The organism is Pseudomonas sp. MDT1-16 (genome assembly GCF_054898115.1).
Genome location: NZ_CM142717.1, coordinates 1,678,034 through 1,700,424 on the forward strand (window position 1 = coordinate 1,678,034; position 22,391 = coordinate 1,700,424).

Genomic DNA, 22,391 nt, shown 5'->3' on the forward strand with positions numbered 1-22,391 from the left:
TGATCGTTGCTCATGTTACAGAGAGGCTGCGCTGGGTCTGTGTTTGGGTTTTTGCTAATGCCGTCCATCAGAACCCACCCCCGTTCCCTATGGGAACGGGGGTGGAGGTTTGTTCAATAATCCTGGCGCTTACGAAACGCCCAACGCCCGGCGATCACGGTAAACGTCGCGACCAATGCCACCAGAATCCAGAACCCCTCCGGATCGTCGGAAAGCGGCACCCCACCGACGTTCATGCCAAAGAAACCGGCGATGATGTTGATCGGCAGTGCCAGCACCGTGACCACGGTCAGGGTGAACAGTGTGCGGTTACTCTGTTCGTTGAGGTTGGCGGCGATTTCTTCCTGCAACAGTTTGATTCGCTCGCCCAAAGCCGTGAGGTCGTTGATGATCAGCGCGAACTCCTCGGTGGACTTGCGCAGTTCCTTGACGTCTTCCTTTTGCAACCACTGCGGTGGGCGATTGAGCAGGCGCAGCAATGAGCCTGGTTCCAGCGCCAGCAAGCGTTGCAGGCGCACCAGCACTCGACGATTGGCACCCAGTTCGGCGCGATTGGTCGACAGTCGCGAGGACAGCAACTCATCTTCGACCTGATCGACGCTGAGGCTGGTCTTGCGCACGATCTGGGTCAGCACTTCGCCCTGATCGCGCAGCAGATGCACCAGCAATTCCAGCGGCGAACGAAAGCACTCACCGGCCTTCACCGAGGAGCGCAGCTTGTCTACCGAGTGCAGCGGTTGCAGGCGTGCGCTGATGATCAGCCGACTGCGGGCGCAGACCCACAGCGTCGAGACATCCGAGGAAACCATGCTGCTGAGGTTGAACACCACATCATTGACCACCGCCAGCAACGCCGAATCCACATGCTCGATGCGCGTCGAACGTGAGCCCTCATGCAGCGCTTCGAAAAATTCGTCCGGCAATTCCAGATGGCTCTTCATCCAGCGCTCGCAGGCGGCGTGGGCGAGGTTCAGGTGTAACCAGAGAAACTCGTCGCTGTCGCCGGGCTGTTGCAGGCATTGCAATGCCTTGGCCGAATCGATCTCCCGGCCGCGCTCACCGGGGCGAAAACTGAAACCGTACAGCAGACCGAACAGGTCCGGGTCGCGATGGCTTTGGTCGATGCTGTGGTTCATGAGGGCTCGCTGAAGGAGGCGCTGTCGGTCGCTTTGTGTAGCAGCTGGCGAAGCCTGCGTTCGGCTGCGCAGCAGTCGTCAAGCCTGAGCACGCAGTCTTCCTATGGCAATGCATTGCCTGATTTCACGACTGCTCCGCAGCCGAACGCAGGCTTCGCCAGCTGCTACAGATCGCGTTACGGCGGGTTTCACAGGTTCACTTGAACCGCATCATTGCAAGGATTTTTGACCGTTTTGTGACAGTCTCGTGGCGCTGAAAATTCACTCTACCGGTGGTCGGAAGCGCTAAAGAAAGGCGCTGGCACGCCGATGATGTTGATGTTGAATTTCGCGGTGCGGTCTTGGGCCAGCGTCGCTGACAGGGATGTCCGGACACCTTGCACGCCTGACGGGCGTGCCTTATCCCTGTCATGAGAGCACTCGATGTTTTTGCAAAAATCCCTGAGAGCACAAATCCTTGCCTTGTTGAGCGGCAGCCTGTTGGCCATGTTGCTGATCGCCCTGGCCTGCTTTCACTTTCTGTCCAGCGGTGTTCAGAACTACGCGAATCTGATCGAAGGCCCGCTGCACACCTCGCAATTGATCGATGAAGCCAACCTGCAATTCAAGGTTCAGGTTCAGGAGTGGAAAAACGTTCTGCTACGCGGTAAGCAGCCTGCGGACCTGGACAAATACTGGAAACAATTCGAGGACCGTCAACGCGATGTGCAGGGCATCCTCGGCGAGCTGGCCGGGCAGAAGGGTATTGAGCCGCAACTCAAGACTCGCATCGAACGCCTGCGGGACGAACATCGCCTGTTGGGTACGGCTTATCAAAAAGGTCGTGACGCCTATGTGGCGGCAGGTGCCGACCCAACGGCTGGCGACACGGCGGTCAAAGGTATGGACCGCGCGACCAGCGATCAGATGAGCGAGTTGGTCAGCGAATTGCGCAAGCAGGGTGCCGAGCAATCGAAGCTGATCAGCGCCGATGCCGATCGCACCGTGTTGCTGGGGATCATTGTGATGCTCGCCTCGGGTCTGCTGATCGGCCTGTTGAGCCTGTGGCTGGTCAACCGCAACCTGGTGGAACCGATTCGCAAACTGATCGAGTACGTGGCGCAACTCAGCCAGGGCAAGTTTGCCGAACGCGTGGCCAGCAGCCGACAGGATGAGTTGGGCAAGTTGGCGGTAGCGGCCAACACCCTGCGCGATTTCCTCGCCGAAACCTTCAGCCGTTTGCAGCGCAGTGCCTCGGATCTGGACAACGCCAGCGGTGAACTGAATTCCATCGCCACCCTGATGGCCAGCGGCACCAACGAGCAGTTCAACAGAACCGATCAGGTGGCCACGGCGATGAACGAAATGTCCGCCACCGCGCAAGAAGTCGCGCGTCACGCCGCCGATGCCGCGCGTGCAGCCGACGATGCCGACCAGTCCGCTCAGCAGGGCGAAAAAGTCATGCAGGGCACCATTCACACCATCACCCAAATGCGTGGCGAAATCGCCAACACCGCCATGGTCATCCGTCGTCTGGAAACCGACAGCGGGCGCATCGGCAAGGTACTGGAAGTGATTCGCGGCATCGCCGAGCAGACCAATCTGCTGGCGCTCAACGCAGCCATCGAAGCGGCCCGTGCCGGTGAAGCAGGGCGCGGTTTCGCTGTGGTGGCCGATGAAGTCCGCAGCCTGGCCCAGCGCACGGCGGCGTCGATCATCGAAATCAACCAGATCATTCAAACCGTGCAAACCGGAGCGGTGGATGCGGCCCAGGCGATTGAAAGCGGTCAGTCGCGCAGTGAAGAAAGTGTCGAGCAAGTGACCCAGGCCGGCGCCATGCTGGAGCGCATCACCCATGCGGTGGAAGCCATCCGCGACATGAACCGCCAGATCGCCACCGCCGCCGAAGAGCAGACCTCGGTGGCCGAAGACATCTCGCGCAACCTCACCGAAATCACCAGCATCGCCAGCACCAACCTGGACAACGTGCAGCGCACCGAAGCGGCCAGCCACAACTTGCACGGGTTGTCGGGGCAGTTGAATGAAGTGACGGCGCGTTTAAGCGCGTAACGCAGCAGCACGGAATCCGATACGGTGAAAGAGCGGCGCAAGCAGATCGCCGAATTGCAAAAGCAACTGCAGGAACAACAGCAGCAACTGCAAGCGGCCCAGGCCAAGCAGGAAAGCAGCGATGCAAAAGCGGCAGACGTCGCGGCGCCGCAGTCGCAGATCGCGACGGCGGCGTTGTTGCAGGCGTTGCAGGATTCTGGTTCAAGTACGTCCTGCGCGCGGGTCAGCACGTCCGCCTAAGCAATGATATTGACGGCGCTTGAACGCTCAGGTGACCGTTGATCGAATACGCTTGGTTGAAGCGCCTGATTTAGCCGCCACCTGTTATTTCTGACAGTAGACAGGTTTTTTCTCGCAGCGCTAGATAACCACTGGCACGCATTTTCGAACCGAACATGCGCCAGTACTTCCACAAGGAGCGTTGCGATGGCCGAGTCTTTGAGCCCTATGACAGTTGTCGGTGGTCAGGTAGTCGTTTTATACGTTGACCTGGCAAACCCACTGAGCCCGAAAGTAATCATTCCAGAACGAGAACACTTTAAAGTTGGCGAGGAAATCACTGTGTTGATGGGTGACATTGTGGTGGGCACTCACATCTATCGAGAAGGTGATCACTTTCCAGTACATTTTTCTTTGGACAAAGAAAAACTGGCACAGGTGACTGGAACGGGGGCGTTTTACTACGTGATTAAACATCTGGATGAAACGATCTCCACCTCAAGTGCTTCCCATGCCAAGGTCGAGATGTTTAACAGCCAATCGTCCGTGAGTCACGCTAACGAGATCAAGGCGTAGAGGCTGTGGTCGCTGCGTCAAAGTACTTGATTGTCTGAATCGGACATGCAAAAAAACCGCACGATCCGAAAATCGTGCGGCTTTTTATGTGTGCATCAGGTGTCTTGTTTGTCGCTCAGGACTTTGCCGGTGGTGGCATCGAAGTCCACGTCAAATTCTTTGCCGTCAGCGGTTTTCAGTTCCACTTCGTACTCATAGTTATTGAAGTGGTTGTCCAAGTCCGTGTCGGTGATGGTCGCACCCGGGTGCAACTGCAGCGCGGCCTGGTTCATTTCTTCCAAAGGCTTGATTTTGCCGCTCTTGACCAGCTCAGGGATCTGGTCGACGCGAACATCGGCCTGGGCCAGACCAGCGGTGAGGGTCAGGGCAGCGGCAGTGAAGAGGGCAGTCAGGGTTTTCATGAAGTTCTTTCCTTGGGGTGATCTGTTTAAGTGGGATCAGGTTAGCTTGCGCAACTTAATTCACCCTTAATTCCTTTGGGCGCTTCTCGCAGTGTTCAATAACCGTTGTTTTGCAGCAATTGCGCAACACTGGCAGCCGCCGGGCGTTTGTAGAACTTGAGCAGTTCGCTGGCGCGGTTGGTGAAGATGCCGTCGACGCCGGCGTCCATGACTTTCTGGTAATCCACGGCATCGTCGATGGTGTAGACGTGCACCAGCAAGCCCTGATCGTGGGTGTACTGGTTCATCCAGGGTTGCACCAGGTCCGAGTAGCTCTGATCGCCACCCTTGGTCAGCGCGGCAGAAGGGCCGGTGCCGATCGCGCCCTGGGCTTTGGCGTACTCGACCCATTGCTGGAATTCGGCTTTGTCTTTCGGTTGTTGTTTGGCGTAATAAGTGGCTTTGTCTTTGTCACCGGATTCAGCAAACGTCACCTTGGATTTCGGTTCGATGCTGCCTTCGCCGACCCACAGCAGGAGGATTTTCGGCACTTTCGGCATTTCCTTCTCGAGCAGTTCGAGGCTGCTCTTCTCGAAAGTTTGCAGCACAACTTTGCCTTTGCCCTGGCCAACCGCCAGATTGCTCTTCGCCAGTTTCGAACCGGCCGGGCTCAGCCAGCCGCGATCTTGCAATTTATCCTTGAGGTCGCGCTCAATGCCGGGAAATTGCTTCGGCTCTTTGGTTTCGATGTACAGGCCCGGCTTGTGCAGCGGGTTGCCTTGGGCGATGTCGATGATTTCATCGAGGGTCAGGATTTTCAGACCGGCGTAGGAAGGACGCGCGCGATCCGGGTAGGCGGAGTTGAACCAGCTGCCAGCATCCAGGGTTTTCAGCTCGGCGATAGTGAACTCGTTGGCCGGGCGGTCCTTGCGCTCAGGGAATTTGCTGGCGACGTCGGTGGTGCGTTGCAGGTTGTCGTCGTGCAGGGCGAAAAGCACGCCATCCTTGCTGCGTTGCACGTCCATCTCCAGGTAGTCGACACCCAGATCGCGGGCCAGTTTGTAGGCTGCTGCGGTGGATTCCGGTGCATCGAAAGACGCACCACGGTGGGCGATCACTGCCGGGTGCGGGATGCCCGTGCGGGTTGCCAGTGCAGTGGAGCTTGGCTCGCTGGCGGCCTGTGCCTGGCCGAGGCCCAGCATCAGACTCAGCAACAGGGCGCTCTTGGTGAAGGTAACAGGCATGGTCGAGGTCCTTTCGCAGATTTACAAAGACGTATCTTTTAACAACTGAGCGCCGCTTGCGCTATCGCCAGACCGACATAAACGTGTTTAAAGCTGATTTTTTCCGCACTTTTGTGCGGTTCTTTGCAGTACTCTTGGCCCCGGCAATTTCCCCGGCAGAGGGAAATCCATTCGCTTGCCCTGCGTGTAAACCATCGATCACCGGTCCATTACGACCTTTTGTGAGGTTTATCATGCGCATCACTTCCGAGCTCATCTGCCAGGCCGCCGACCAACTCAAAGGCTTCGTCGGCCTCAATCGCAAGACTGGCCAGTACATCGTTCGTTTCAGCGAAGACTCGTTCGGTATGGACGTGGCGGATGACGGCATTATTCCCACCAGTGAATTCGTCTGGACCTCGGGTTCCGGGCAGGCCATGACGCTCAAACGTGAGTTGATTCAGTTGTTGCTGGATCAGAACATCGATGACCGGATCAACATCACCGAACCGTTGCGGGTGTACATGAATCGGCGGGAAGTGCCGGAGATTTCCGCGGTTCGCAGTCTGGTGCAGAGCTGAGTTTTGCGGTGACTGTGCTGGCCCAGTAGGACACCGTAATCCCGAGTCCATCTTCACCCCGAGCCGATTCCACACCCAGGAAACCGGGTTGCTCACGGGCCAGTTCGACCATGCGCCTGGCGGCCTGCTCGTAACCGTGATCACCGTCGGTGCGCAGGGCGGTAAAAATCACTGCGTAGTAAGGCGCTGGCGGCGTCTTGGCGATCATGATTTCTGCCTTGTGCAGGCTGCGATCAACGCACGGACCAGCGGCGGCAGCTTGCCTTTGAGCGCTGCGCGTTCAGGTTGGAACAGCGTCGCGACGAAGAACGGGTGCCCGCGTAATTCCACTGCCCGCAAGTCGCCCGAAGAATCGTGTCCGACGGCGCACAGCTGTTGGGTCAACAACTCACGTTCGAACTCAGGGTTAACGCCGTAGCGGCAGCGATACCCTTCGACAACCTCAGCGCTTTCGTACGCCTCGGCGATCAACGAGCCTTCAACCAGATGAATGCTCTCGACCGCTTCCACCAGCGAACAGGTCAGTGGCGTGAGCAGCGCTCGCGCCGCATCGGGCGATGTCTCGCCATGTTCGGCATCGTCCCAGCCTAGAACATGTCGGGCGTATTCGAGTATGGCGTGTTGAAACCCGCCACAGGTACCCAGGAAGGGTCGCTGCTGTTCGCGGGCAAAACGAATCGCCCGTAATGCACCGTCCATATCGCGGTAAGGGCTGGCGGGCACGCACCAGAAACCGTCGAAGTCAGCCAACGACGCATCGGCGCTGATGCTATCGGTGGCCAGCCACTGGAACTGCACGTCTCGGCCTGCGTGTTCAGCAGCCATGCCGAGGGCGACGGGAATGGCTTGGTGAGCGGTGACGTGCGGGTCGTGATCGCCGATCAGGGCGATGCGGATTGGGCGGGTTTCCATGTGTGCGCTCCACGCTTGTTGATTCCTGGCACCCACTATAGATTGGCGTTCACGCACTCAATATTGGCGTTATCCCAATTGATCAATGCACCGATGCACTATCGACTGGATTATCCCGACCTGTCCCTGATCCTCGCGCTGGTGCGCGGCGGCTCTCTGGCGCGGGCGTCGACGCTGTTGAAAGTCGACGTCTCGACGGTGTTTCGCGCCGTGCGCCGACTGGAAGCCGCGCTGGGCCAGCAGTTGTTCGAAAAGAGCCGCGCCGGTTACTTGCCCACCACCTTGGCGCAGACCCTGGCCGAGCAGGCTGAGCGGGCCGAACAGGCACTGGAGGCGGCGCGCATTGGCGTGGAGCAGGGCGGTGAAGTCATCAGCGGCACCGTGCGCCTGACCTGCACCGATTCGGTCCTGCAAGGTTTGCTGTTGCCGGCGTTGGCGCGGTTCATGCCGTCCTACCCGGCGCTGACTATCGAGTTGAGTACCTCCAACGACTTCGCCAACCTCAGCCGCCGGGATGCGGATATCGCCTTGCGCCTGACCCGCACACCGCCCGAGCATTTGGTTGGCCGGCGATTGGCCCAGGTGTCGTATCGAGTCTGTGCCAGCGCGGCATACCTGAAATCGGTCAATTGCGAAGACCTGGCCTCGCTGACCTGGATCGCCCCGGACGACTTCCTGCCCGATCACCCCACGGTCGCGTGGCGCCGTCAGCAGTTGCCCGGCGTCACGCCGGGTTATCGCTGCAACAGCATGTTGTCGGTGACTGCGCTGGTGCGGGCCGGGCTCGGTGTCGCGGCGTTGCCGGACTTCCTCATCGGTGACGGGCTGCAACCGTTGAGCGAGCCGCTACACGGTTACGACACGGCGCTCTGGTTGCTGACCCGCCCTGACTGCCGCGCCTTGCGTTCGGTGGTGACGTTGTTTGATGAGTTGGGGCGGGCGTTGAAATTGCCTTGATGGGTGTCAGGCCTTCGGCTGATCCTTGCCCACAAAGTGCTGATGCATTTCCGAGGTCAGGCTTTCGATCGGCAGACCTTGTCATTTATTGCAGCCCGATTCAGAGCTGATAGCAGGCCAGGAACATGTCCAGCGCCGACGCCACAACAGTGGTCTGCATCTCGTCTGACAGGCCGGGCAAACCCATGGAAATCTGTGGCCAGAACGCAAAGGATTTGAGCATTCCCTGAATCTGTTGAGCGGCGAATTCGGGGGCGACCGGTTTCAAGCGACCATCAGCCTGGGCGGAGCAGATCCACACGGCCAGGCCTTCTTCACGTTCGCCCATTCGGGCGACCATATTTTGCGCGCGCTCGGGGGAATGGATCGTAGCGGCGATGGCCACTCGCGCCAGGTCGAGAAAATTGTCATCGCCCAGCATCTGCATTTTCGCCATTAGCATCCGGCGCATCTGGTCGCGCAGCGGCAGGCCAGGGTGGTAGGGCGTTTCATGTTCTGCCGTCACCCGCGCCCACAAATGATTGAGGATTTCGTCGAACAACTCTTCCTTGCTGGGGAAATGGTTGTACACCGTGCGCTTCGACACGCCGGCGGTGGCAGCGATCTTGTCCATGCTGGTGATGTCGAAACCGTTGGCACGGAATTTGGTAATCGCGGCTTGAATGATGGCTTCGCGTTTTCGGTCGGTGAGGCGCTCTACGCCTGAAGCTTCCCGTCACGTAGAAGGGCTCTTTCGAAACCATGCGCAGGTAAAGCGCGAAGGCTTTCGCAAAACCCTGCGCATCCTGTGGAGCATGATCTTCCACAAACCGCGTAACACCCGCCCAACCGCACCCGTCCCGGTGCAAACCCTGACTCAGGCAGCGTTGATCGCCGCACCTAACCACAGCGTTTACCGACTCGGGCATTCCACCGTACTGCTGAAAATGCGGGACAAACTCTGGATCACCGACCCGGTCTTCGCCGAACGCGCCTCACCCGTGCAATGGGCCGGTCCCAAGCGCTTCCACCAGCCGCCGATCAGCCTCGAAGAGTTGCCGTCGATCGAAGCGGGGATCCTGTCTCACGACCACTACGACCACCTTGATTATCAAACCGTGCTCAAACTGGCGGACAAGGCCAAGTGCTTTCTGACGCCGCTGGGCGTGGGCGACACCCTGATCAAGTGGGGCGTCGACGCCAGCAAAGTGCGCCAGCTGGATTGGTGGCAGGGCACAGAAGTTGACGGCATCCAGTTCATCGCCACGCCATCGCAACACTTTTCCGGTCGCGGTCTGTTCGATAGCAACAGCACATTGTGGGCCTCGTGGGTGATGATCGACGGCGACACGCGGATCTTCTTCAGCGGCGACAGCGGCTACTTCGACGGCTTTAAACGCATCGGTGAACAGTACGGCCCATTCGACCTGACGCTCATGGAAACCGGTGCCTACAACGTCGAGTGGCCGCATGTTCATATGCAGCCGGAGCAAACCCTGCAGGCGCACATTGACCTCAAAGGTCGCTGGTTGCTGCCAATTCACAACGGTACCTTCGATTTGTCGATGCACGCATGGTTCGAGCCCTTCGACCGGATCCTCGCATTGGCCTGGGAGCGCACTGTGTCGATCACCACAAAGGAAGAAGGGCGTATAGCTTGTAGTGGCTACAAATCTGGATGAAGTTTCCTACATTGCTGGTTCCTTGTGGATGACAGCCGTTTCCCACGGCTTCGGTAGGCTATGCAGCGAGTGAAATGACTCACTCGTGATTAGCCATAACAAGGAAGCTGCAAATGAAGGACGTTTTAAAAAGCCGCATGACGGTACTGGCGCAGATCATTCTGCTATCGGCCACCGGGTCTGCATTTGCTGACAGCAAGGCAACGGCATCAGCCACTCAGACGCTCGAATATGCGAGCGTCAGCGAGCTCGCTGAACGGATGGAGCGCAACGAACTCACCTCCGTAACACTGGTGGAATATTTGCAGGCGCGCATCGACACGTTGGATAAGCAAGGGCCGATGATCAACGCGATTATTGAGCTCAACCCTCATGCCATCGACATTGCCACCGCTTTAGACCAGGAACGTCAGGACGGCAACGTTCGTGGTCCGCTGCACGGCATTCCAGTTCTGCTTAAGGACAACATCGACACTGCGGACCCGATGCAAACGAGCGCGGGCTCATTGGCCATGGTCGGTCAGCCTGCGGCAAACGATGCGTTTGTCGTCAAACAGCTGCGTGAAGCGGGCGCCATCATTCTCGGCAAAACCAACATGAGCGAATGGGCTTACACCCGAGAACTGGGCTTGCCCCACGGCTGGAGTGGTCGAGGCGGCCAAGGTAAAAATCCCCACGTGCTTAGCGGTGAAATCTGTGGTTCCAGTTCCGGTTCTGCTGCAGGTGTAGCCGCTGGCTTCGCACCGTTGGCCATCGGCACTGAAACCAACGGTTCGATCACTTGCCCGGCTTCGGCTAACGGTGTAATTGGCGTCAAGCCAACGTTGGGACTGTTCAGCCGATCGGGTATCGTTCCAATCACGCGTCTGCAGGACACGCCTGGCACCCTCACTCGCACCGTTCGTGACGCCGCACTGATGTTCAATGCTCTGCAGGGCGTTGATGCCATGGATGCCGCAACCAGCGATGCTCCGATGGGAGTCGACTACACCACGCTGCTCGCCACGGATGCATTGAAAGGCAAGAGAATCGGTTACCCAACCGAGTACGTAGGCACGAACGGCAGCGTGCTTAGACCAGGGTTTGAATTCCTGATGGCATTGGCCACACTGGAAGAACAAGGCGCTACCCTGGTGCCGTTGAAAGTCCAACTGCCGGATATCGATGGCTACTTCAACACCCTCATGGCGGGCATGAAACATGAACTGCCCGAGTACCTGGCCAGCCGCTCAGGGTTGCCGATCCAGACGCTTCAACAGTTGATCGACTTCAACGAACTTAATCCGGGCGCTGAAGGCTACGGGCAGCAAATGCTTAAAAACATCAACGAACTGGACATGACCCACGCACAGGCAACCGAACTGTTCGGCACCCTCAATGCCAGCTTCAAGGCTGCCATTGATGAGCAATTGGCTGAGCATAATCTGGATGCATTGTTCGCCGATGCCGATGGCTACTCGCAATTCAGTGCGGCGGTGGCAGGCTACCCTGGCATTACCGTCCCGTCGGGCATGAACAGCGATGAGCTGCCGACCTCCGTGTTCTTTTTCGGTGCGCGTTGGAGTGAGCCCCAACTGCTGGCGTTGGCTTACAGCTATGAACAAGCTTCGTTAGAACGCCAGAATCCGGCTTTTAAAGAGCAGTAAGGTCTGAGGCCAGGCTGGTGATGTTGGCGTTACGGGTCTGGCAGCGCGCTCGAGCAGGGAAAGTCATCTCACCCTTCTAAAGGCGTAATCAAGTTATGCCTTCAGAACGCTTAATCCTCTGCCGTCGGGCCGCTCGCCATCGAGCGGCCCGCGATCTTCGCCACGGTCAGACCACGAGCGTTTCCACCGAGTATTTCATCCAGTTCCCCCGCTGACAGCCCAAGCCTTTGCGCCGCTGCAGCCTTACCCAACTGACCGGTGTCGAGGAGCATACCGATCTTCATCAGGTATTCGACTTTAGCCCTCATCTCCCCCGCATCGGCATCACCTGAAGGCGGATTACGGCGCCTGTCGCATTCATCGATCCCATTCATCTGCTGACACCTCACTCGACCATCGCGTAGTCCGCCCGACCCACCGGATCAGGCGTCGACCCTTTCACATTCATCCCTCTCCCCGGCGCAAATCCCGGGAAGAACACCAGGCCCTCCGATTCAAACCGATACGCCAACGCCAGTCGGGTGACATCCAGTACATCGCGTTCTGCCTCAAATCGCTGAATGGCGTCCACGGAGACACCGGATTCCTCTGAGAGCTCCTCCACACTCCAACCCAGCATCGCTCGGGCCTGAGCGCAATGCGCGGGGGTGAATTGGAAAAGGGCGATACGTTCCAGGGTGATTTTCATCGCAAGAGAGGCCATGGTGTTCTCCGGGCTCGAGAGTGCTGATTCAAAATATACTGTGTTTTTGTACAGTTGTTTTGCGCCCGGATCAAACTCATTTTTTGATCGGTTATATTTTTTCTCTCAGGCAGGAGCGTCGGAGCGACTACGCTATTGCTATGCGGGATCCTGAAAGCTCAGTGGCTTTCAGCCCCCGTCAGCAGCAATGTTTGAACGTCAGCTTTCTGATTTTCAACGCAAGGAAAGGTGGCGTTTCAAAGGCAAGCAGGTGGTATGCGTCACAGGGAAGGCAATCATGAAAAGATTACGTCTGCTGTGTGCCCTGATCGGTTTTACAAGTCTGCCGGTCCTGGCCGATATGGAATCGTCAAACAAAGATGCCTTTGTCACCCACCTGATAAATCAGATGACCCAGGAGGAAAAGATCGGCCAACTGCGGCTGATCGCTATTGATGAAAAGATGACTCCCGAAAGGATGCGCCAAGAGATCACCGCCGGGCGAATCGGGGGGACGTACGGCTCTGTGAGCCGTTACGTAAACCGACCCATGCAGGACGCGGCTCAACAAAGCCGCCTGAAAATACCGATGTTTTTCGGCTGGGACGTGATACACGGCCATCGCACCATTTTTCCCATTGGCCTGGCGCTGGCCTCCAGCTGGGATATGGACGCCATTGAGTTAAGCGGTCGAACGGCGGCGAAAGAAGCCAGTGCGGACGGTATCGATTTGACCTTTGCACCGATGATAGATATCGCCCGTGATCCTCGCTGGGGGCGTACATCCGAAGGCTTCGGTGAAGACACCTATCTGGTTTCGCGCATTGCCAAAGTGATGGTTCAGGCCTACCAGGGCAAAAGCCTAAGTGCACCCGACAGCATCATGGCCAGCGCCAAACACTTCGCGTTGTATGGTGCTGTCGAGGGTGGACGCGACTACAACAGCGTCGACATGGGCCTGGCCAGAATGCACCAGGACTACCTGCCACCTTATCGTTCGGCGATTGAGGGTGGCGCGGGAGCAATGATGGTGGCGCTTAACTCTATAAATGGCGTGCCAGCCGCTTCCAATGCATGGTTGATGCAAGACCTGCTTCGCAAAGCATGGGGCTTCAAGGGGCTGGTCATCAGCGACCACAATGGGATAAACGATCTGGTTCAGCATGGTGTTGCGAAGAATCACCGCGAAGCGGCCATGCTCGCGATCAGGGCCGGTGTTGATATGAGCATGAACGACTTCTCCTATGGTCCGGAGCTACCCGGGCTGCTTGAGTCTGGTGCTGTTTCCCAGAGCAATATCGATAACGCAGTGCGGGAAGTCCTGGGGGCCAAATATGACATGGGGCTGTTCGAAGACCCTTACCGGCGCATCGGCGTTGCCAGTGAAGACCCCGCTGATAACAATGCCGAAAACCGTCTGCACAGAGCGCCGGCCCGTGAGGTGGCACGCAAGACATTGGTGCTGCTGAAGAATGAAAACGAGCTCTTGCCGCTAAAAAAAGAGGGTGTGATCGCGCTCATAGGCCCGTTGGCAAAAAGTACCGTCGACATCATGGGCAGTTGGTCCGCAAGCGGCGTGCCCTCGCAATCGGTGACGATCTACGACGGGCTGAAAAGCGCTATGGATAAGGGCTCGCTGATCTATGCCCGAGGCGTCAATCTCACGGAGGATCAAGAGGTTATTAAATACCTGGGCGCGTCCGAAATCGAGAACGACGCTCGTCCGGCAGCAGAAATGATTGACGAAGCGGTGAAGTCTGCACATCAAGCCGATGTTGTGATTGCAGTAGTGGGTGAGCCCCGCAGTATGTCTCATGAAGCGGCCAGTCGAACCAGCCTCGATCTGCCAGGACGCCAGAGTGAATTGATCACCGCCCTGAAAGCCACCGGCAAGCCGCTGGTACTGGTATTGATGAACGGTCGGCCACTTTCCATCGGCAAGGAGCAGGAGCAGGCCGATGCGATTCTGGAAACCTGGTACAGCGGCTCTGAGGGAGGCAACGCCGTTGCCGATGTCTTGTTCGGTGACTACAACCCCTCCGGCAAGTTACCCATTACCTTTCCACGCTCCGTGGGGCAGATCCCCAATTACTACAGCCATTTGAACACCGGCCGCCCCTACCTGCCGGGTGGGCCTCGCAACTACACGTCTCAATATTTCGATCAATCCCATGGTCCGCTTTATCCCTTCGGCTATGGGCTGAGTTATACCGATTTCAGCCTGACCGACATGGCCCTGTCTTCGACCACACTGAACAAGACCGACAAGCTCGTCGCCAGCGTCATGGTGAAGAATATCGGCCAGCGCGACGGCGAAACAGTGGTTCAGCTGTATATCCGCGATGTCGTTGGCTCCCTCAGCCGTCCGGTCAAAGAACTGAAGAACTTTAAAAAAATCATGCTCAAGGCCGGAGAAGAGAAAGCGGTCCACTTCAGCATTGATGAGAACGACTTGAAGTTCTTCAATGCTCAGTTGGAATACGCCGCCGAGCCGGGCGAGTTCCAGGTGCAGATCGGCCTGGATTCTCAGGATGTGAAGGCGCAGAGTTTTGAGTTGCTGTAAGGCCGAGGCAGTGGCTGATGCTTATGAAGTTTTGAGACAAACATCGTACCTGTTGCGAGGGAGCTTGCTCCCGCTCGGCTGCGAAGCAGTCGCAAATCCGATGCATGCGCTGTGCCTGACCAACGCGGCATGCCCTAATGCCGATAAGTTAAGCCATTTCAGCTGCGACGCATTCCCTGTAGCAGCTGTCGAGCCCCAGCGAGGCTGCGTTCGGCTGCGAAGCAGTCGTGAATCCGGCTAATACGGTCTGTCTGATGTATCGCAATCTCTGATTTTACGACTGCTCCGCAATCGAACGCAGCCTCGCTAGGGCTCGACAGCTGCTACAGCCGAACGCTTAACTACTGGCACTAGCGGAAGTGCCCTCTCTATTTCGCCCCCTCCAACCAAACGGACGGTGCCTGCCCCAGTACGCGGCGGAACATCGTTGAGAACGCCGCCGGGCTGTCATAGCCAAAATCCAGGGCAATCCGCGTCACCGGTTCGCCCACCACCAGCCGCGCCAGAGCCAGCACCACGCAGGCTCGCTGCCGCCATTGGCTGAAACTCAGGCCCGTCTGTTGGCGGAACAGGCGATTGAAAGTACGCAGGCTTATGTGCAACTGATCGGCCCATTGCTGGGGCGACTGATGAGCGTCGGGCCGCTGCACAAAGCCCCGGCACAACGCGAGCAGCCGCGCATCGACGGGCAGCGGAATGTGCAACGGCAGGTGAGTGCTGCGCCCAAGCTCATGCAGCAGCAAGCCGATCAACGTACCATCGCGCCCGCGCTCGTCATACTCCAGCGGGATTTCCACCGCCTCCATCAGCAAATGCCGCATCAACGGCGAAACGCTGATCACCTGGCAGCGATCCCCCAGATCCACCACCGCCGGTTCGATATACACACTGCGCGTGCTCACCCCCAGCATCAGCACCTCATGCGCCACCCCCGGCGGAATCCACACCGCCCGCTGCGGCGGTACCACCCAGTTGCCGTCATGCGTGCTGACCTGCATCACCCCGGTGGCGCCGTATAACAATTGCGCCCGCCGATGTGTATGACGAGGCAACGAATGCCCGTGGGAATAATCCGTACCGATGGCCACCACCGGCCGAGGCGTGTGGTCCAGCAGATCAATCGAAACATTGCGCATCGAACAGCCTCAACGGTTGGCGTAAACGAAAACATTATTGGCTGACTTGCTGAAGCAGACCAAGGCGCATCGTTCTATCGTCGACCGCCCTCAACCAATGGACGACACGCAATGCTCTATCTCCTGCTGGCACTCTTCGGCTGCATGACCGGCATCACCGCGGTGCTGTTCGGCTTCGGCGGCGGCTTCGTCGTCGTGCCATTGCTGTACCGCATGCTCCTGGCCAACCACGGTACAGACGACCCCGTCGGCCAATCGGCAATGCACATTGCTGTGGCAACCTCGACCTGCGTCATGATCGTCAACGCAACGATCGCCACCGGCAAACACCGTCGCGCCGGAAACCTCATTCGCCATTACCTGTGGCCGTTGGGCGGGTTCATCGGCCTGGGCGCGATCGTCGGCGCCGTTTCGGCGATGTGGGTGAGTGGCGAGGTGATTCGCTATGCCTTCATCGCGTACCTGGGCGTGACCATCGCGGATTGCCTGTTACGACGCGGCTTTCTTACAGCGTCCGACACCGCAATCCCACGGCGATTGGGAAAGGCAGAAGTGTCTGGCGGCGGTGTAGGAATCGGCGCCATCGCTACCTTTCTCGGCGTAGGCGGCAGCGTCATGACCGTGCCGTTGTTGCGGCGTTGTGGGTTGAGCATGTCCCAGGCGACGTCCATGGCCAATCCGCTAAGTTTGCCCGTGGCGCTGGCTGGGACGGTGACTTACGTGGCGATGGCTGGGTTCACCGAGTTTGATTTGGGACCGTGGTTTATCGGTTATGTGGATGTACTGGCGTTTGCGGTTTTGACGGTGGGATCGCTGGTGGGGATTCGGCTGGCCACGCCGTGGATTGGGCGGATACCGGATCGAACCCATGCGTGGGTGTATATCGGTTTGCTGATGCTTGTGATGCTGAGTATGTGGGCTAACTAAATCACCCCTTTATTTCAGGGTTGGTATTGGTAAGTTTTTTCGCAAGAATGAGTCTTTGCACTGACCACAATTCTTCGCGGGAGGATGTCATGTCCATCATCGAAAGTGACTGGAAGAAATTCAAAGAACTGCACAAACTTGCGCTCGATCGTTTCTGCCAGGGTGTGCTGGCTGATGCCAAGACAATTGCCCAGCATGACGCGCTCTCGGCTCATGCCAGGTATGGAATGATTTATCGCCTGATGCGTGATCGGGACAAGGACATCGTCCAGACTTTCGACCCCTACAGTCGTTCCAGTGCACCCATAGCTTTGCGATGGATGGTCAAGCACGACTTGCTGACCGATGCGGAGCTGTCGGTTCTTAGCGAAGCAATGTTAGAAGAGGTCGCTGACGTTGTTCGTCAACCCTATAAGCTTGAATGGGTCGAAGAGATCGTGCGAGAGGACTGAAAACGGTTATCACCGGCCCTTTTTAAGAGAACGATAGATGTGGATCTTCAATTGCACCGAAGCGGCAAGTCACTTCTTCAGCCGCGTGCACAAGGGTAAAAAAATCAGCCCGGTGCACAAACCGCCATCGTCCGTCATTGAAGATGACGTGTCTGATGAGTCAACCGAACAGTGGCTGGTTCACGCCGTCACTGTTCAACGCAAGCATGTGTTGTACGTCATTCACGTAAAAACTCGTTATTGCATGATTTTTGCGGACGCGAAAAAAGCGGACATCGAAGGTTTCCTTCAACGTTTTTCCGAGCGTTGGATAAACGGCGTGATTCAGCATGCGGTGCAACACGACATACTTCGTTGGTTCAACGACCAACTGATAGCGGAGCGATTCCAAGAGAGTTGTCGCGAGTACGTGTTTTACAAACGCGGACATCGCGGTGCGCAGAAACACATCAATGACATCGCCTGGGTGTTTGAGGGATGTGCTGCCGAACGAGGTTCTTTACCCCCTGACGAGTTCTCGGCAGGCCGCTTCGATGCCGACATGAACAACTACCCGAGAGGCGGTAAAGAACACAAGAATTACTTCTACCCGGATGAGGAAATGATCGTTCACTGGTTAAGCCGTTACGGCGGGCTTGATGAGCTTGGCATTCAAGCAGCCGGTGAGCGGCACAAGGCAGCGAAACGAGAGATTCGGGAGGTCGTAAGGCAGCTTCAGCAAGCGCATGAGCCGTTGCAGTAAAGCTGTGGAACAGACTACTTACTCTCTAACCCTGGCGCTTCCCGAACAATAAAGTGATCCAGGTTCTCAATATTCGCACTGAACACCCCGAACGTCTGCTCGGGGTTTTTCTTGCTCGGCACCTGCTTCAACTCCGGCGTCACGCCATAGAAAAAGCAAAACAACTCTTTTTCGCTCTCGATAGCGTGTTTGATCTCCTCCAGAAATGCTTTGCGCTTGCGGTAGTTGTCGATCAGCTTTTTGCTCAGGTAAACGTTGACCGAGTAAGGCTTCTTCTTCGCCTCGTCCGGTTGCTTGAACCAGACCTTCTGTTCGAAATCGATGCGAAAACTAGCGCTGTGGTAATCCTCGATTTTTTTGATCTTGCCCCAGTAAATCAGTCCTTTGTTGTCCAGCAGAAACTCGATTTTCTTGAAGAAAGAACTGTAGGACGCCGTGTGCTCGCCAATCTTCAGCGGCATGCGCTTGAGCAGCTCCATGTCCTCGAAGTTCGACACAAAACACTCCACCGGGTGGGCGAAGACACTGGTCTTGTCTGGCGCCGATTCACGGCTCGGGTGTTCGACATCACTGGCCGCTGACGTTGATCCTGGGTCGTCCCGCATGACATCCGTCGCCACTGCCGGGTTTGATGGCTTACGCACATACTCACGCCGAGTCAGCAACAACTCCGATGGGAAGTGCTCCTCGCGACTGTCATCCGTTTCCGCATCGTCTACACCCGACGCCGACGCCTTGATACTGACATAAGGACAATCCGCAACATGGCGGGTGCTGGGCGTGTTCTTGAAGTGCGGTGTACGAACGTAATTCACATTCTTGGCGTTGAACGTCGTCAACACATTCGCCGCATCAAACGCCAAACGGCAGGCATCGTTGGGGCACTGGAAGTGCTCCTTGGCGGAATCGAACTCCATCGTCTCGTCGAAATTCAAATCGCGCACGTCATAGATCGACAGCTTGTCGTCGAGGCTGAGGCAGTAGGCGAGGTCGAATTTCATGGCGGGCTCGGGTCCTTGCAGGCGCGAGCTTGCTCGCGATGGTTGCTAACGATAACGCATAAAACCTGACACCTCGCGGCGTTCTCAGGCTTTCGTCGCAACACCGCCCGGAGCAAGCTCGCACCTACACCCATCAGCGCAATCCAATCCTGCCCACCGGTGCTCAACCCTGGCGGATATCCACCAACCGGGGCTTGGCAATCGACAGGTAATCCTGCGTATCGAGCACCATTGATGCATCCAGCCGACCGGCGTTGAAGGCGATTTCGCCGTAGCCCGTGGTCAGGGACGGGTCGACGATCAATTGAATCCGCGCATCGAAGGTAAACGGAGGGATGGCGCCGATCCTGCACCCGGTCAGTTGCATGGCAGTTTGCGCGCTCACCAGCTCGGCTTTTTTTCCTCCCAGGGCCGCTCCGACTTTCTTCATGTCGAGCCTCTGGTCCCCTGGCAGTATCACCAGGGCATAGGGTTCGGCCTGACCCTTTAGCGCGCAGAGCATGGCTTTCGCGCCTTGGCCGGGTTCGGTGCCACGGAGTTCGGCGACCCGCGCCGACTGGCCCTCGGCATCGTGCATCAACACCCGATAGGAGGCGGCGTGGGCATCGAGTAGCGCCACCAGGCGATCAAACATGGGCTGCATGGGCTTTCCTCAGGTTTTCAGCAACAGGTCGTAGGACAGTTTGCTGATCAGGATCACCAGCAACACCAGAAACAGCGCCCGGACAAAGGGCACGCCTTTACGCACCGCCAGCCAGGTGCCGGTCAGCGCGCCCAGGATGTTGAAGGCCGCCATGGGGAGGGCGATCAGGTACAGCACGTTACCTGTCGGGATGAAGAATATCAGCGCCGCCACGTTGGTCGCGATGTTCACCAGCTTGGCCGACGCCGAGGCGTGCAGGAAGTCGAAGGCGAAGCAGCGGATAAACAGGAAGATCAGGAAGGAACCGGTGCCTGGGCCGAACAGCCCGTCGTAGAAACCGATGGCGCCGCCGATGACGACCGCCAGCCACTTCTGCCGGATACCGATGTACGTGGGGGCGTGCAGGGCGCCGAAGTCCTTTTTCCAGAAGGTGTACATCGCCATCAGCACGATCAATACCAGCACCGCCGGGCGCATGACTGACTGGGGCACGAACGATACCGTGGCCGCGCCGAAGAAGGCCATGACAAAGGCGGCGCAGGCAGCTGGAATCACCAAGCCCCAGTCGATCACCACCTTGCGCACGAAGGACCGGGCCGCGAAAGCGGTGCCGAACGCGGCCGCGACCTTGTTGGTCCCCAGCAGCGCTGCCGGTGGTGCGGCGGGTAGCACGTTGAACAACGCGGGTATCTGGATCAGGCCGCCGCCGCCCACCGCCGCATCGATCAGGCCGGCGGCGAAGGCGAACACACAAAGAATGACAATATCGACCATGAACATCAGGCTCTTGCGATGAAGGGTTGTTGGGGGTTCAGCGCCAGCACGCGGGCCGGGTCGTTAACCCCGAAAACGCGCAGCAGCCAGCGGTCGCGCCCGTCGTAGCGCGGGGTAAAACCTTCCCTGGCATGCAGGGTTTGCTGGTTCTTGAAGATCAGCATGTCCCCCGGTTGCAGCAGGATGGGGCGCGCGACATCGGGGTGATTGGCGGCGGCTTCAAACAGCTGCAGGGCCAACTTCGCGATGGCGCTGGTGGCTGTGACACTGGCCTTGTTGTAACGGCAAAACAGCTCGCCGTTTGCGCTTTTGTACAGCAGGGGCACGTGTTCCAGCACATGGCCTGGCTTGCCGAAGGACACCGGTCGGTGAATGGCGAACTGCGGTTGTGACAAGGCTGTTTCAACCCAGGCGGGCAAACTGGCCAGCACCTCGCTAATGGCAACGATGCGGGTCGGCACATCCGGCTCGCAGCGCAGACCGGTCAGGCACAGGTACTCCGGACAGGCCGACAACGCTGAGACAGGTTCGCAGGTCAAGGGCAGGTGCGGGTTGTCGACGTGCATGCACAGGTCCATGCGCGACCCATAAGAGCTTTTTTCGGCTTCACGCTGGTGCTTGGGCGACACATGGCGGAACACCGTGTCGTCGTTTTCACCCTCGTAGGCCACCGGATGGGTTTGCAGGGTCTGCAGCACCGCCAGGATGCCGCCGGCCACTACCGGCAGTTGCTCGATACCCGGCGCCATGTCGTAGGGGGTGGCGGGCAGGTGCGAGTCCAGGGGCAACCCCCTGACGATCATTGCCTTCTCGGGGGCCTTGGGGAAGTTGCGCAAGCGATCGATTTTTTCACCGCACAGGATGCTCTCAAGCAGCTGCCCCAAGGCCGGCATGCGACGGATACCCGAGGCGCTGTCGGTCACGGCCAGGGAGGCCAGGCCGGCGTGAAGCGCGTGCTGCTCTTCGAACGAGACATGAATCTGCGGTATCGCCTGTCGGGGTGAACTCGCTGATTTACTGCGCTGCCAGTCACGAATATGTTCACCCTCGGTGGGCGTTGATGTCCCGATTATTTCTTCCAGCTTTGCCACGTCCATTTACTCCGGTTTGCCTACATCCCTGTAAATTGAGCGCGAAGGTTAACGGAAGGGCCTTTTTTGTGTTGCAATGCCACGTTGCGATACATGCAATAAGGTGATTAATGGCTCTGGATAAGTTATGGGCGCTTGAAGCCTTCGCGACCGTAGCGCGCAAGCGCAGCTTCGTCGCGGCGGCACGCACGCTGGGGCGCTCCCCCAGTGCGTTGACCCGCGCCGTTCAAGGCCTGGAGGAAAGTGCCGGGGTCAAGTTGTTTAATCGATCCTCCAGCGCCGTAAGCTTGACGGAGGCGGGTGAACGCTTGCTGCCCCACGCCTGCAAAATGCTGGAATTGCAACGTGAGGCGGATGAAGACCTGGCCGGTCTCAGCGGCATGGCGAGCGGATGGGTGCGTTTTTCCGCCCCCGAGTCCCTTGCTCACGGCGTTTTGCCGCAATTGATCGCGCAGTACGCCGAGGGTTATCCAGACGTGAACGTCGACGTGATCTTCACCGATGAGACCCTCGACCCGGTCAAGAGCAAGCTGGACTTCTCGATTCGCGGCGCGTTTGCGCAATCCAGTGACCTGATCGGCTATCCACTCTGGAGTTACTCGCGCCATCTGTACGCCAGCCCCGGCTACCTGCAGCGGCGCGGGACGCCTGAGGCCATTGAAGCGCTGGAGGCCCACTCGCTGATCCTGCACACGGCACCGCGCATCCTCAAGGAATGGAATTTCCGCAGTGAGCAGCAGGCCATCAGCGTTCGGGTCCATCCAGGGTTTCGTTTCAGCTCGGGCGTGGCGGTGTTCCAGGCCGCCCTGGCGGGCATCGGCATCGCCCGCCTGGCGGACTGGCTGGCGGAGCCCGAAGTGCAAGCGGGGCGCCTGCGCCGGGTCTGCCCCGAGTACCGGCTCACCTCCAGCAACGGTGACAGCCCGCAGATGCACGCGGTGTACCCGGCCGGGAACTTGCCGCTGCGGGTGAAGGCACTGCTGGAGGTGATTCGCGGGTTTGGTCACAGCCTTGAGCGCAAGCATGGACCTTAAACCGCG

The 22,391-nt window shown here is 58.2% G+C and carries 23 protein-coding genes and 2 pseudogenes; 12 read left to right on the top strand and 13 right to left on the bottom strand.

Going from position 1 to position 22,391, the window contains the following annotated elements:
* Positions 1 to 113: 113 nt before the first annotated feature.
* The gene (locus ACYZT3_RS07520) at positions 114 to 1,136 is read right to left on the bottom strand and encodes a transporter (RefSeq protein WP_282375514.1); all 1,023 of its coding nucleotides are present in this window, start codon (positions 1,134 to 1,136) and stop codon (positions 114 to 116) included.
* 423 nt (positions 1,137 to 1,559) lie between these two features.
* Between ACYZT3_RS07520 and ACYZT3_RS07525 the strand changes: the two genes are divergently transcribed.
* The 3 genes and pseudogenes from ACYZT3_RS07525 to ACYZT3_RS07535 all read left to right on the top strand — a co-directional run bounded on the left by ACYZT3_RS07525 (position 1,560) and on the right by ACYZT3_RS07535 (position 3,980).
* The gene (locus ACYZT3_RS07525; protein WP_282375515.1) at positions 1,560 to 3,185 is read left to right on the top strand and encodes a methyl-accepting chemotaxis protein; all 1,626 of its coding nucleotides are present in this window, start codon (positions 1,560 to 1,562) and stop codon (positions 3,183 to 3,185) included.
* 3 nt (positions 3,186 to 3,188) lie between these two features.
* A pseudogene (locus ACYZT3_RS07530) lies at positions 3,189 to 3,425 on the top strand (hypothetical protein); the annotation flags it as partial.
* Positions 3,426 to 3,611: 186 nt separating this feature from the next.
* Complete coding sequence (locus tag ACYZT3_RS07535; RefSeq protein ID WP_462031805.1) at positions 3,612 to 3,980, top strand: hypothetical protein; 369 nt, start codon at positions 3,612 to 3,614, stop codon at positions 3,978 to 3,980.
* 95 nt (positions 3,981 to 4,075) lie between these two features.
* Here ACYZT3_RS07535 and ACYZT3_RS07540 read toward each other — a convergent pair whose 3' ends face one another.
* Both ACYZT3_RS07540 and ACYZT3_RS07545 read right to left on the bottom strand, forming a co-directional pair.
* Entirely contained in the window at positions 4,076 to 4,381 is a 306-nt protein-coding gene (locus tag ACYZT3_RS07540; protein WP_462031806.1) for a PepSY domain-containing protein, read from the bottom strand.
* 95 nt (positions 4,382 to 4,476) lie between these two features.
* Positions 4,477 to 5,604, bottom strand: coding sequence for a glycerophosphodiester phosphodiesterase (locus tag ACYZT3_RS07545; protein ID WP_282375521.1), 1,128 nt, complete (start codon positions 5,602 to 5,604; stop codon positions 4,477 to 4,479).
* A 233-nt stretch (positions 5,605 to 5,837) separates the two neighbouring features.
* On the opposite strand from ACYZT3_RS07545, the gene ACYZT3_RS07550 reads away from it, so the two are divergent.
* Positions 5,838 to 6,164 carry a DUF2025 family protein gene (locus ACYZT3_RS07550; RefSeq protein WP_282375523.1) on the top strand — a complete coding sequence of 109 codons (327 nt, stop codon included), beginning with the start codon at positions 5,838 to 5,840 and terminating at the stop codon, positions 6,162 to 6,164.
* Positions 6,165 to 6,180: 16 nt separating this feature from the next.
* Here the strand turns inward: ACYZT3_RS07550 and ACYZT3_RS07555 are convergent.
* Both ACYZT3_RS07555 and ACYZT3_RS07560 read right to left on the bottom strand, forming a co-directional pair.
* Positions 6,181 to 6,372: pseudogene (locus tag ACYZT3_RS07555) on the bottom strand (antibiotic biosynthesis monooxygenase family protein); the annotation flags it as partial.
* Positions 6,369 to 7,076: a CTP synthase C-terminal region-related (seleno)protein gene (locus ACYZT3_RS07560; protein ID WP_462031807.1), complete on the bottom strand. Its 708-nt coding sequence runs from the start codon at positions 7,074 to 7,076 to the stop codon at positions 6,369 to 6,371. The pseudogene ACYZT3_RS07555 and the gene ACYZT3_RS07560, both read right to left, overlap by 4 nt.
* Before the next feature lie 15 nt (positions 7,077 to 7,091).
* On the opposite strand from ACYZT3_RS07560, the gene ACYZT3_RS07565 reads away from it, so the two are divergent.
* Positions 7,092 to 8,033: a LysR family transcriptional regulator gene (locus ACYZT3_RS07565; protein ID WP_462032346.1), complete on the top strand. Its 942-nt coding sequence runs from the start codon at positions 7,092 to 7,094 to the stop codon at positions 8,031 to 8,033.
* A 100-nt stretch (positions 8,034 to 8,133) separates the two neighbouring features.
* On the opposite strand, the gene ACYZT3_RS07570 is transcribed toward ACYZT3_RS07565, so the two are convergent.
* Positions 8,134 to 8,700 (bottom strand): TetR/AcrR family transcriptional regulator, encoded by a 567-nt coding sequence (locus ACYZT3_RS07570; protein WP_462032347.1) that lies wholly within the window; start codon positions 8,698 to 8,700, stop codon positions 8,134 to 8,136.
* Here ACYZT3_RS07570 and ACYZT3_RS07575 point away from each other — a divergent pair.
* Together ACYZT3_RS07575 and ACYZT3_RS07580 are read left to right on the top strand one after the other, a co-directional pair.
* Complete coding sequence (locus ACYZT3_RS07575; protein WP_462031808.1) at positions 8,696 to 9,694, top strand: MBL fold metallo-hydrolase; 999 nt, start codon at positions 8,696 to 8,698, stop codon at positions 9,692 to 9,694. The genes ACYZT3_RS07570 and ACYZT3_RS07575 overlap by 5 nt on opposite strands.
* Before the next feature lie 113 nt (positions 9,695 to 9,807).
* A complete protein-coding gene (locus ACYZT3_RS07580; protein ID WP_462031809.1) occupies positions 9,808 to 11,340 on the top strand; it encodes an amidase family protein in 1,533 nt (510 codons plus the stop codon).
* A 110-nt stretch (positions 11,341 to 11,450) separates the two neighbouring features.
* Here the strand turns inward: ACYZT3_RS07580 and ACYZT3_RS07585 are convergent, their stop codons facing one another.
* Together ACYZT3_RS07585 and ACYZT3_RS07590 are read right to left on the bottom strand one after the other, a co-directional pair.
* The gene (locus ACYZT3_RS07585; protein WP_282375534.1) at positions 11,451 to 11,714 is read right to left on the bottom strand and encodes a helix-turn-helix domain-containing protein; all 264 of its coding nucleotides are present in this window, start codon (positions 11,712 to 11,714) and stop codon (positions 11,451 to 11,453) included.
* 11 nt (positions 11,715 to 11,725) lie between these two features.
* Positions 11,726 to 12,043: a helix-turn-helix domain-containing protein gene (locus ACYZT3_RS07590; RefSeq protein WP_282375537.1), complete on the bottom strand. Its 318-nt coding sequence runs from the start codon at positions 12,041 to 12,043 to the stop codon at positions 11,726 to 11,728.
* Positions 12,044 to 12,320: 277 nt separating this feature from the next.
* Here ACYZT3_RS07590 and bglX point away from each other — a divergent pair, with 277 nt between their 5' ends.
* Positions 12,321 to 14,585, top strand: coding sequence for a beta-glucosidase BglX (gene bglX / locus ACYZT3_RS07595; protein WP_282375539.1), 2,265 nt, complete (start codon positions 12,321 to 12,323; stop codon positions 14,583 to 14,585).
* 368 nt (positions 14,586 to 14,953) lie between these two features.
* Here bglX and ACYZT3_RS07600 read toward each other — a convergent pair whose 3' ends face one another.
* Complete coding sequence (locus tag ACYZT3_RS07600) at positions 14,954 to 15,721, bottom strand: AraC family transcriptional regulator (RefSeq protein WP_282375540.1); 768 nt, start codon at positions 15,719 to 15,721, stop codon at positions 14,954 to 14,956.
* A 111-nt stretch (positions 15,722 to 15,832) separates the two neighbouring features.
* On the opposite strand from ACYZT3_RS07600, the gene ACYZT3_RS07605 reads away from it, so the two are divergent.
* The 3 genes from ACYZT3_RS07605 (at position 15,833) to ACYZT3_RS07615 (ending at position 17,842) form a co-directional block, all read left to right on the top strand.
* Positions 15,833 to 16,648 carry a sulfite exporter TauE/SafE family protein gene (locus ACYZT3_RS07605; RefSeq protein WP_282375541.1) on the top strand — a complete coding sequence of 272 codons (816 nt, stop codon included), beginning with the start codon at positions 15,833 to 15,835 and terminating at the stop codon, positions 16,646 to 16,648.
* 89 nt (positions 16,649 to 16,737) lie between these two features.
* A complete protein-coding gene (locus tag ACYZT3_RS07610; RefSeq protein WP_282375543.1) occupies positions 16,738 to 17,100 on the top strand; it encodes a hypothetical protein in 363 nt (120 codons plus the stop codon).
* Positions 17,101 to 17,137: 37 nt separating this feature from the next.
* Positions 17,138 to 17,842 (top strand): DUF6933 domain-containing protein, encoded by a 705-nt coding sequence (locus ACYZT3_RS07615; protein ID WP_462031810.1) that lies wholly within the window; start codon positions 17,138 to 17,140, stop codon positions 17,840 to 17,842.
* Between the two features lie 14 nt (positions 17,843 to 17,856).
* Here ACYZT3_RS07615 and ACYZT3_RS07620 read toward each other — a convergent pair whose 3' ends face one another.
* The 4 genes from ACYZT3_RS07620 to ACYZT3_RS07635 all read right to left on the bottom strand — a co-directional run bounded on the left by ACYZT3_RS07620 (position 17,857) and on the right by ACYZT3_RS07635 (position 21,357).
* Entirely contained in the window at positions 17,857 to 18,843 is a 987-nt protein-coding gene (locus ACYZT3_RS07620; RefSeq protein ID WP_462031811.1) for a hypothetical protein, read from the bottom strand.
* A gap of 163 nt (positions 18,844 to 19,006) precedes the next feature.
* On the bottom strand, positions 19,007 to 19,486 hold the full coding sequence (locus ACYZT3_RS07625) for a YbaK/prolyl-tRNA synthetase associated domain-containing protein (protein ID WP_282375546.1): 480 nt from the start codon (positions 19,484 to 19,486) through the stop codon (positions 19,007 to 19,009).
* Positions 19,487 to 19,495: 9 nt separating this feature from the next.
* Positions 19,496 to 20,260 carry a sulfite exporter TauE/SafE family protein gene (locus ACYZT3_RS07630; protein ID WP_282375762.1) on the bottom strand — a complete coding sequence of 255 codons (765 nt, stop codon included), beginning with the start codon at positions 20,258 to 20,260 and terminating at the stop codon, positions 19,496 to 19,498.
* 5 nt (positions 20,261 to 20,265) lie between these two features.
* Positions 20,266 to 21,357 (bottom strand): TauD/TfdA family dioxygenase, encoded by a 1,092-nt coding sequence (locus tag ACYZT3_RS07635; RefSeq protein ID WP_462031812.1) that lies wholly within the window; start codon positions 21,355 to 21,357, stop codon positions 20,266 to 20,268.
* A 104-nt stretch (positions 21,358 to 21,461) separates the two neighbouring features.
* Here ACYZT3_RS07635 and ACYZT3_RS07640 point away from each other — a divergent pair, with 104 nt between their 5' ends.
* Positions 21,462 to 22,385, top strand: coding sequence for a LysR family transcriptional regulator (locus ACYZT3_RS07640; RefSeq protein ID WP_282375550.1), 924 nt, complete (start codon positions 21,462 to 21,464; stop codon positions 22,383 to 22,385).
* The last annotated feature ends 6 nt before the right edge of the window (positions 22,386 to 22,391 follow it).

Bases quoted from the DNA above. Each gene is read 5' to 3' on its own strand.
- ACYZT3_RS07520 (WP_282375514.1), bottom strand. From the start codon at position 1,136: ATGAACCACAGCATCGACCAAAGCCATCGCGACCCGGACCTGTTCGGT.
- ACYZT3_RS07525 (WP_282375515.1), top strand. From the start codon at position 1,560: ATGTTTTTGCAAAAATCCCTGAGAGCACAAATCCTTGCCTTGTTGAGC.
- ACYZT3_RS07535 (WP_462031805.1), top strand. From the start codon at position 3,612: ATGGCCGAGTCTTTGAGCCCTATGACAGTTGTCGGTGGTCAGGTAGTC.
- ACYZT3_RS07540 (WP_462031806.1), bottom strand. From the start codon at position 4,381: ATGAAAACCCTGACTGCCCTCTTCACTGCCGCTGCCCTGACCCTCACC.
- ACYZT3_RS07545 (WP_282375521.1), bottom strand. From the start codon at position 5,604: ATGCCTGTTACCTTCACCAAGAGCGCCCTGTTGCTGAGTCTGATGCTG.
- ACYZT3_RS07550 (WP_282375523.1), top strand. From the start codon at position 5,838: ATGCGCATCACTTCCGAGCTCATCTGCCAGGCCGCCGACCAACTCAAA.
- ACYZT3_RS07560 (WP_462031807.1), bottom strand. From the start codon at position 7,076: ATGGAAACCCGCCCAATCCGCATCGCCCTGATCGGCGATCACGACCCG.
- ACYZT3_RS07575 (WP_462031808.1), top strand. From the start codon at position 8,696: ATGATGGCTTCGCGTTTTCGGTCGGTGAGGCGCTCTACGCCTGAAGCT.
- ACYZT3_RS07580 (WP_462031809.1), top strand. From the start codon at position 9,808: ATGAAGGACGTTTTAAAAAGCCGCATGACGGTACTGGCGCAGATCATT.
- ACYZT3_RS07585 (WP_282375534.1), bottom strand. From the start codon at position 11,714: ATGAATGGGATCGATGAATGCGACAGGCGCCGTAATCCGCCTTCAGGT.
- ACYZT3_RS07590 (WP_282375537.1), bottom strand. From the start codon at position 12,043: ATGGCCTCTCTTGCGATGAAAATCACCCTGGAACGTATCGCCCTTTTC.
- bglX (WP_282375539.1), top strand. From the start codon at position 12,321: ATGAAAAGATTACGTCTGCTGTGTGCCCTGATCGGTTTTACAAGTCTG.
- ACYZT3_RS07600 (WP_282375540.1), bottom strand. From the start codon at position 15,721: ATGCGCAATGTTTCGATTGATCTGCTGGACCACACGCCTCGGCCGGTG.
- ACYZT3_RS07605 (WP_282375541.1), top strand. From the start codon at position 15,833: ATGCTCTATCTCCTGCTGGCACTCTTCGGCTGCATGACCGGCATCACC.
- ACYZT3_RS07610 (WP_282375543.1), top strand. From the start codon at position 16,738: ATGTCCATCATCGAAAGTGACTGGAAGAAATTCAAAGAACTGCACAAA.
- ACYZT3_RS07615 (WP_462031810.1), top strand. From the start codon at position 17,138: ATGTGGATCTTCAATTGCACCGAAGCGGCAAGTCACTTCTTCAGCCGC.
- ACYZT3_RS07620 (WP_462031811.1), bottom strand. From the start codon at position 18,843: ATGAAATTCGACCTCGCCTACTGCCTCAGCCTCGACGACAAGCTGTCG.
- ACYZT3_RS07625 (WP_282375546.1), bottom strand. From the start codon at position 19,486: ATGCAGCCCATGTTTGATCGCCTGGTGGCGCTACTCGATGCCCACGCC.
- ACYZT3_RS07630 (WP_282375762.1), bottom strand. From the start codon at position 20,260: ATGGTCGATATTGTCATTCTTTGTGTGTTCGCCTTCGCCGCCGGCCTG.
- ACYZT3_RS07635 (WP_462031812.1), bottom strand. From the start codon at position 21,357: ATGGACGTGGCAAAGCTGGAAGAAATAATCGGGACATCAACGCCCACC.
- ACYZT3_RS07640 (WP_282375550.1), top strand. From the start codon at position 21,462: ATGGCTCTGGATAAGTTATGGGCGCTTGAAGCCTTCGCGACCGTAGCG.